The sequence below is a fragment of the Vreelandella neptunia genome (genome assembly GCF_022489065.1).
Taxonomy (GTDB): Bacteria; Pseudomonadota; Gammaproteobacteria; order Pseudomonadales; family Halomonadaceae; genus Vreelandella; species Vreelandella neptunia_A.
Window position 1 is genome coordinate 915,582 of the sequence record NZ_JAKVTW010000001.1, and the last position, 7,512, is coordinate 923,093.

The window sequence follows — 7,512 nt, forward strand, 5'->3', positions numbered from 1 at the left end:
GTGCGATAACTCAGCCGTTCAGCAGCCGACGGTATTGCTCATCCAGCCGGATCACTTGTTGCATCATGCTGGTTTGGTCTCCGCCGTTATCTATCACGTCATCTGCTTTTGCTAGCCGTTGTTCGCGGGGAAGCTGGGCGGCGAGAATAGCATGCACCTGGCTCTCACTCACCCCATCACGCTGTTGGGTTCTCGATAATTGCAGAGCTTGGGGCACATCCACCACCAGGCTACGACTGACCAGGGCATGCTGTCCTGACTCAAACAGTAACGGTGATACCAGCAGAACATAAGGAGCGCCTTGAGCTGTAAGGCGCTCTAAGTGCTGTAATAAACGCTCTCTTATTTTGGGGTGGGTTACCGATTCTAGCCAGCGCCTTTGTTCGGGATTTTTAAATACAATATCGCGCAAAGCAGCGCGATTAAGTGTGCCGTCCACATTAATGACCTGATCACCGAAGCGTTTTTGAATGGCAAAAAGGGTGGGCTCTCCCGGTTGGACAATTTCTCTCGCAACATCGTCGGCATCAACCCAAGCGGCACCCAGTGTTTCGAAGGCGCGAGCAACGGTCGATTTACCCGACCCAATCCCGCCCGTTAATCCGATAATCATCCACTGCCTCATGTAGCTAATGTTAAGAGCTGTTTTCAAGAACTGTTTTCAAGAGCGTTTTTTCAAGAGCTGTTTTTTAGTGCCACACATGTTTAATAGCTGCACTTTTTAAATAATCAGGCTCAAATATAGCGCCATCAGTTCATCACCGACTAACAATGCCACCCACCCAGCGAGTGCAAGAAAAGGGCCAAACGGCAGTGGCTTTCCGCGTAAACCAGGCGCACAGGCTTGGGCGATCAGCCCTACAATGGCGCCAAGCCCTGCGGAAAGTATCAAAATCAGCGGTAAAAAACTCCATCCTAGCCAGGCGCCCAATGCCGCCAGCAGTTTAAAGTCGCCAAACCCCATGCCCTCTTTGCCGGTGACCAGTTTGAACAGCCAATAAAAACTCCACAGTGAAAGATAGCCCACCATTGCACCAATAACAGCATTGGGCAGCATAAGGGGCTGGAAGAGTAATTGGAAAAGTAAGCCTGCCCATAATAGGGGAAGGGTAATGACATCGGGCAATAGCTGGGTACGAAAATCGATAACAGCCATCACTAATAACGCTAGGCAGGCGGCGTAAATGAATAGTGACTCAAAGGTGAGCCCATGCAGAGCCATAACAGCCATGGCCAGTAGGCCGCCCGCTATTTCTACTAGCGGATATTGAATGCTAATAGGCGACTGGCACTCTGCGCAGCGTCCTCGGCGCTTTAACCACCCAATAACGGGCAGATTGTCGTGCCACGCGATGGGGGTTTCACAGCGCGGACACATGGAGCCTGGCGTAGCCAAATTGAAGCGTGGCGAGTGTTCGTCCTCTAACTCAAGCGCTGCTCGAGCCTCGTGGCGCCAATGGCGCATCAACATGACAGGCAGTCGAGTGATAACGACATTAAGAAAACTGCCTATGCATAGCCCCATGAGTAAAACGACAAACCACACGATGAGTGAAGGGTGGTGCATGTAGCTCCTTAGATTTCTTTAAATTGGCATTTTGGAAGAGTTTGTTTCTTAGAGAGCGGAGCCTAAATCGAAGATAGGTAAATACATAGAGACCACAACACCGCCGACCAGCACCCCCAGCACCACGATAATAATGGGCTCCATTAGGGAAGTGAGCGCATCGACCTTATTGTCGACTTCCTCTTCATAATAATCAGCGACGCGGTTCAACATGGCATCCAGTGAGCCTGCTTCTTCGCCGATACTTACCATCTGGATGGCCAGAGGGGGAAAGCGGTTAGTCATTCGCATGGCAAAGTGTAACTGTTGCCCGGTAGCCACATCTTGGCGGGTTTGCACCACCGCGCGTTCATACACTTTGTTGCCTGTAGCACCCGCAGCGGTGTCTAAGCCTTCGACCAACGGTACGCCTGAGGCAAACGTGGTGGCGAGTGTACGTGAAAAGCGCGCAATCGCAGATTTGTGCAAAATATCGCCAATCACCGGTAATCGAAGCAGTAGTGCGTGCATTCGATAGGCGATTTTAGGTGAACGCTGAATGCTTATTTTAAGTAGAAACACGGCGGCTATCACCGTACCCAGCGCCACTAGCCAATAACGCTGGGCAAGCTCGGATAAATTCACAGTCATCTGGGTAAGTGCGGGAAGTTCGGCGCCAAAACTCTGAAACATGCTTTCAAATTCAGGTACCACTTTTATTAACAATAGCATCGTGACCGCTATGCCAATGGTCATGACGGCAGAGGGATACCAGAGCGCTTTCTTTACCCGCGATTTAAGCGACTCTACCTTCTCTTTATAGGTCGCAATACGATCCAGCATCTGATCCAAGGCACCTGACTGTTCGCCCGCATCGACAAGGTTCACAAATAGTCGGTCAAAGTGTTTAGGGTGACGGCGTAAAGCATCGGAAAAACTTGAGCCTGATGATACGTCGCTCATCATATGTTGGACGAGCGCAACCATAGCAGGTTTTTTGAGGCTTTCAGCGACGACTTGTAATGCCTGGAGCAAGGGGATGCCCGCTCGAATCATAGTGGCCATTTGGCGCGCAAATACCATGATGTCATTGGGGCTAATGCGACCACTACCGCCTAAAGTGCCCTTTTTACTAATGCGCCGGATAACGATATTCTGTTTAGCAAGTTCAGCGGCAACTTCAGCTTTACTGCGGCCAATCATCTCACCGCTTAGCTGCCTATCTTGTGGGCCTTTACCTGCCCATTTCCAGCGCGATAGCTTAATGGCGGGCGCTTGACGTCGACGTGCCGTTTTAGCCATGCCTTACTCCTTGCTCACTCGGTTAACCTCTTCCAGGCTGGTAATACCCTGCATGACTTTTAATAAACCACTGCGGTGTAAGCTGGGATAACCCTCCTTACGCGCCTGATGATCAATGTCTAACGCATTGGCATCTCGCATTATTAACTGGCGCATCGCTTCTGTGATGGGCACGACCTCATAAATCCCAATGCGACCTTTATAACCGTGGGTACAGTGTTTACAGCCTACAGGCTTATAAATGGTCGCCTGGTGGATCTCGTCGGTGTTAAACCCCTCTTTACGCAGCGCTTCCTGGGGGATATCAATCGGCTCCTTGCAGTGCACGCACAGTTTTCGTGCAAGACGTTGAGCAATAATCAAGCTAACCGCACTGGCTATATTGAACGAAGAAACACCCATGTTAGCTAAGCGTGTGAGTGTCTCAGCGGCCGAATTGGTATGCACGGTAGAGAGCACTAAGTGCCCCGTTTGAGCGGCCTTAACGGCAATTTCTGCTGTCTCAAGGTCACGAATCTCGCCCACCATCACCACGTCGGGATCTTGGCGCAGAAAGGCTCGTAGCGCACTGGCGAAATCAAGCCCGATTTTGGGTAGCACGTTGACTTGATTAATGCCAGCAACCTTAATTTCAACCGGGTCTTCTGCGGTACAAATATTACGCTCAACTTTATTCAGGATATTAATGCCGGTATATAGCGAGACGGTTTTACCGCTACCGGTTGGGCCAGTCACTAGGATCATGCCTTGGGGCTGCTTTAACGCATGTTCATAGTGAATACGCTGCTCGTCGGTAAAGCCCAGTTGCTCAATACCCAACTGAGCGGCGGTAGGGTCAAGGATCCGGAGTACCAGCTTTTCGCCATAGACGGTAGGCAGTGAGTTAACCCGAAAGTCCAGCGAGCGAGTGCGCGATAACTTGAGTTTTATCGCGCCATCCTGTGGCAACCGGCGTTCGGAGATATCTAGTCGCGCCATGATTTTCAGGCGCGCTGCGATGCGGCTGCGCATTGCAAACGGTGGGCGTGCAACTTCAATCAGCATGCCGTCAACGCGAAAGCGTACCCGGTAGAGCGTCTCGTAAGGCTCAAAATGAATATCAGACGCTCCACGACGAATAGCATCCAACAAAATCTTGTTTACAAATTTAACGATTGGCGCGTCCTCGCTACTCTGGGAGGACTCTTCCAGCGGTACTTCACTACCATCATTATTCTGCACAACGTTCAGCGAGCTTACCGCATCGTCAATGTCTTCAAGTTCATCCAACATGCCTCGCTCGTTTTGAGCAAGGTAGTTATTCAGCGCGACCGTAATCTGGTCAACAGGGGCGAGAACACCTTCAACGCTAAGGCCTGTGGCAAACTGCAATTCATCCAGCTGCGTTAATGTGGCGGGGTAGGGTACCGCTACCGTGAGTCGATGGCCGTGGCGTGCTAACGGCAAAACGTTGAGGCTCTGTAGTACTTTTATGGGGTAGTCGGAGGCAGGCGGTAGTGTCGTGAGTCGCAGAGCCTCTAAATCAATAACCGGCAGCCCATACTCCCAGCCAGCCGCCAACGTCGCTTCAATAGGATCGACTAGGCCGCTTTCAATGACATGTTGAAGAAGCGAGATCTCTAAATCCGACGCGGTCCTCTCAGCCGTTGCGGCCTGGGCATCGGTCAGCAAGCTGTGCTTGACCAAGCGCTGAGCTATACCGCGCAGGCCACCGCGAGCGGCTGCGTGACTAAGAGTCGACTCAAAAGGGGGCTGGCTCATTAAAAAGACCTGTTTTACGTCAGCTGGACGGACTACTTGTACCATAAACCAGCGTTTACAGGCACTAAATGACTGATCATCAAAATACGTTAAAGTAGTAGTTTCTTGGGCCGATAGCGTTAGAAGAGCTTGTTGTAAAAATATATTGCGTAAGCTAATGTTATGCCTATTGTTCCTAGCTCTTTTTAAGGATTCCCCTTCCTTATAAAGGATTGTCTTCCCCTTCAGGAGATGCCTACATGCAGCAATCTGCACAACCTAACACCCGCAACAAGAAACAAGGCGGTTTCACGCTGATTGAGCTGATGATCGTGGTGGCGATTATTGGCGTGCTGGCGTCTTTAGCTATACCGCAATATCAGAACTACATTGCTAGGTCGCAGTTCTCTGAGGCACATACCCTATTGAGTGGTGCGCGTGTAGCTGTTCAAGAACGTGTTGATGCTGGTTCCACATTTGATTTTGATGATCTAGGTCTTAGAACTAATGGGCAATATGGTGTGGTCACTGGTTCAGATATTAGTGAAGCGGTGACCAGTTATACTCTTACCTATGCATTTCAGGGTGAAGTTAATAGTAATTTAGCAGGTGAAAATGTCACCTATACTTATAGTACTGAAGAAGTGGCGGCAGAAGGAGATGTCCCAGGAATAGCAGAGGGTTGGGCCTGTTCCACATCCGTTGAGCCAGAATACGCAAACAATTGTGAATCAACTGCTACAAGTGATTAATAAATTCTAAAAGGTATCCATCAGAGATTCAGGGCCTTCGGGCCCTTTTTTCACTTCCATACTTCCTACGCATTTGTTCTTTACACTGTAAGTTCTAACATTGAAATGAGGAGCTTACAGTGACCCCTATCAAACTGATTATTCTCAGCACACTTGGAGCAGTGCTACTCAATAGCGCTGCCTTTGCACAACCTGACCATGCACCGGCCCATGGTGCTCGTGACAAAGGCCATAATAGTCGTGAACAGGCCCCGCAGCATGAAACTCATCGTTCTGGAAATACCCGAGATGAACGGGTCGATCTGCCACGCATTAATGAGCGTGAACTACGCCAGCTATTGCGCCAGCACGACGCCCCACGTGCCGAATCACTGCCGCCAGGTATTCAGCGTAATTTAGAGCGTGGTAAGCCATTGCCACCAGGCATTGCTAAGCGTTTTGATGGTCAATTAGCAGCGCAATTGCCGAACTATCCCGGTTACGAGTGGGAGCGTGTAGGGGCTGACGTTGTTTTGATCGAAGCGGCCACGCGTATCGTGGTCGATGTGCTAGTGGATGTTTTGCGTTAGCCAGCACTATAACTGACTCGAAAATTTTATCACGTCGGCTTATGGTGAGAGGTCATAATGGTTAAATATCCTCAATGGGAGATTCAATGTCTGAGCATATGTCTGGCCACACACTACAGTCGCGCCTAAAGATCGCGATTTCCATCGCTGAAGAAGCGGGGCAGATGATCATCCAGGCGCGCGAGCAACAAGGTTTTTCTCAACGGTTAAAAAAAGATAATGAACTAGTCACCGATGTGGATGTGGCCGTTGATCAACTTATTAGCCAGCGCCTTGAAGAGCACTTTCCAGGGGAAGCACGGCTAAGTGAAGAGCTCGCGCCCGAAAGCGCCCTGCATGTAGAAGCGCCAAGGCTATGGGTAGTAGATCCCATTGATGGCACGGTCAATTTTGCTCAAGGGTTGCGACACGTAGCCGTATCCATCGGCTGGATGGAAGAGGGCATCGCCAAAGTCGGTGTCATTCACGCGCCATTCCTGGGCGAAACCTTTAGCGCTGCGGAGGGTGGGGGTGCTTTTTGCAACGGACAGACCATCCAGCCCAGCAGTGCAGATTCATTGGCGCACACTCTGGTCGGTACTGGATTTCCCTATCGCAAAGAAGAGCGCAAACATCTTTTAAAGCGCCTAGGCGCTGTGCTCAATGAGTGCCAAGATATTCGTCGTAATGGTGCGGCGGCACTCGACCTGTGCGACGTCGCTTGCGGTCGTTTAGATGCGTACTATGAAAGTGTCTCCCCTTGGGATTTTGTGGCGGGCTGGGTCATTGCTCGCGAAGCCGGTGCGCGCGTAGGCCACTTGTATGAACCCCCTAAATCAGTTCCAGAAGACCTTTACCCCGAGCACTTGTTAGTGACGGCTCCGGGCGTTTATGACGCAATGGCCTATCTGTTACTTGACGCTGACCAGGGCTAAGAAGAATGCGTAGCTGTTGTAAGCGATGTATGACAAATACTTGAAAAGAAAGCGCTATAAAGGCTTTTCATTTATGCAGGAAAACGCTAGTATACGCACCGTCTTGAGGCAAAGATGTAGCGGCCAATAAAGACAGCGGAGCGTGGCGCAGCTTGGTAGCGCGTTGCAATGGGGTTGCAAAGGTCGCAGGTTCGAATCCTGTCGCTCCGACCAAGGATTATTAAAAACCGCCGATTTGGGTAAAACCAAGCGGCGGTTTTTTGTTGTCCGGAAATATTTTATGAAAGCGTATAGTTCTGTGTGAACTCCAAACTCGTTATACATTCAACACTTTAATGATGAGTGCTTGTTCTTATTTTCCCTTCTGATCTCTTCGTTCAAGTGCTTATGGAACCTATTCACCTGCCTGACGCTCAATAAGGTTGGGTACGGCAAAAGGAGATCTGCCATGAAGCACGTCGATAAGTGTGAGAAATGCGGTAAGGAATACAATCCCGATGTTAAAGAAGCTCCGCAAGAAAACACCAAATGTGGTGCTTGTGGTGCAGAAATATACGAAGACGGTTCACCCACCAGTTCTCACGGTGAAAGTGATGATGAACATCTTGTTGAAAAGGGTCTGCGCAAGATAACTGAGGGTATGACTGGCAACAAAAAGTAATTAACGACCCGATCCTTTCTTCTTAAGT

Annotated in this window: 8 protein-coding genes and 1 tRNA gene; 5 read left to right on the forward strand and 4 right to left on the reverse strand. The window is 50.0% G+C overall.

The genetic code is table 11. The annotated features are described in order from the left end of the window. Positions 1 to 10: 10 nt before the first annotated feature. The 4 genes from coaE to pilB all read right to left on the reverse strand — a co-directional run bounded on the left by coaE (position 11) and on the right by pilB (position 4,609). The gene (gene coaE / locus MLE19_RS04150) at positions 11 to 613 is read right to left on the reverse strand and encodes a dephospho-CoA kinase (RefSeq protein ID WP_240716792.1); all 603 of its coding nucleotides are present in this window, start codon (positions 611 to 613) and stop codon (positions 11 to 13) included. Positions 614 to 721: 108 nt separating this feature from the next. Continuing rightward, the gene (locus MLE19_RS04155; protein ID WP_240716793.1) at positions 722 to 1,567 is read right to left on the reverse strand and encodes a prepilin peptidase; all 846 of its coding nucleotides are present in this window, start codon (positions 1,565 to 1,567) and stop codon (positions 722 to 724) included. A gap of 48 nt (positions 1,568 to 1,615) precedes the next feature. Beyond that, positions 1,616 to 2,848, reverse strand: coding sequence for a type II secretion system F family protein (locus MLE19_RS04160; protein ID WP_240716794.1), 1,233 nt, complete (start codon positions 2,846 to 2,848; stop codon positions 1,616 to 1,618). A 3-nt stretch (positions 2,849 to 2,851) separates the two neighbouring features. After that, the gene (gene pilB, locus MLE19_RS04165; protein WP_240716795.1) at positions 2,852 to 4,609 is read right to left on the reverse strand and encodes a type IV-A pilus assembly ATPase PilB; all 1,758 of its coding nucleotides are present in this window, start codon (positions 4,607 to 4,609) and stop codon (positions 2,852 to 2,854) included. Positions 4,610 to 4,848: 239 nt separating this feature from the next. Here pilB and MLE19_RS04175 point away from each other — a divergent pair, with 239 nt between their 5' ends. The 5 genes from MLE19_RS04175 (at position 4,849) to MLE19_RS04195 (ending at position 7,484) form a co-directional block, all read left to right on the forward strand. Continuing rightward, a complete protein-coding gene (locus MLE19_RS04175) occupies positions 4,849 to 5,340 on the forward strand; it encodes a pilin (RefSeq protein ID WP_276322293.1) in 492 nt (163 codons plus the stop codon). A 119-nt stretch (positions 5,341 to 5,459) separates the two neighbouring features. Next, the gene (locus MLE19_RS04180) at positions 5,460 to 5,909 is read left to right on the forward strand and encodes an anti-virulence regulator CigR family protein (RefSeq protein ID WP_240716796.1); all 450 of its coding nucleotides are present in this window, start codon (positions 5,460 to 5,462) and stop codon (positions 5,907 to 5,909) included. Between the two features lie 98 nt (positions 5,910 to 6,007). Beyond that, positions 6,008 to 6,823, forward strand: a complete 816-nt coding sequence (locus tag MLE19_RS04185; protein WP_240716830.1) for an inositol monophosphatase family protein — start codon at positions 6,008 to 6,010, stop codon at positions 6,821 to 6,823. 136 nt (positions 6,824 to 6,959) lie between these two features. Beyond that, a tRNA-Pro gene (locus MLE19_RS04190) sits at positions 6,960 to 7,036 on the forward strand. Positions 7,037 to 7,271: 235 nt separating this feature from the next. Then, complete coding sequence (locus MLE19_RS04195) at positions 7,272 to 7,484, forward strand: hypothetical protein (RefSeq protein WP_240716797.1); 213 nt, start codon at positions 7,272 to 7,274, stop codon at positions 7,482 to 7,484. The last annotated feature ends 28 nt before the right edge of the window (positions 7,485 to 7,512 follow it).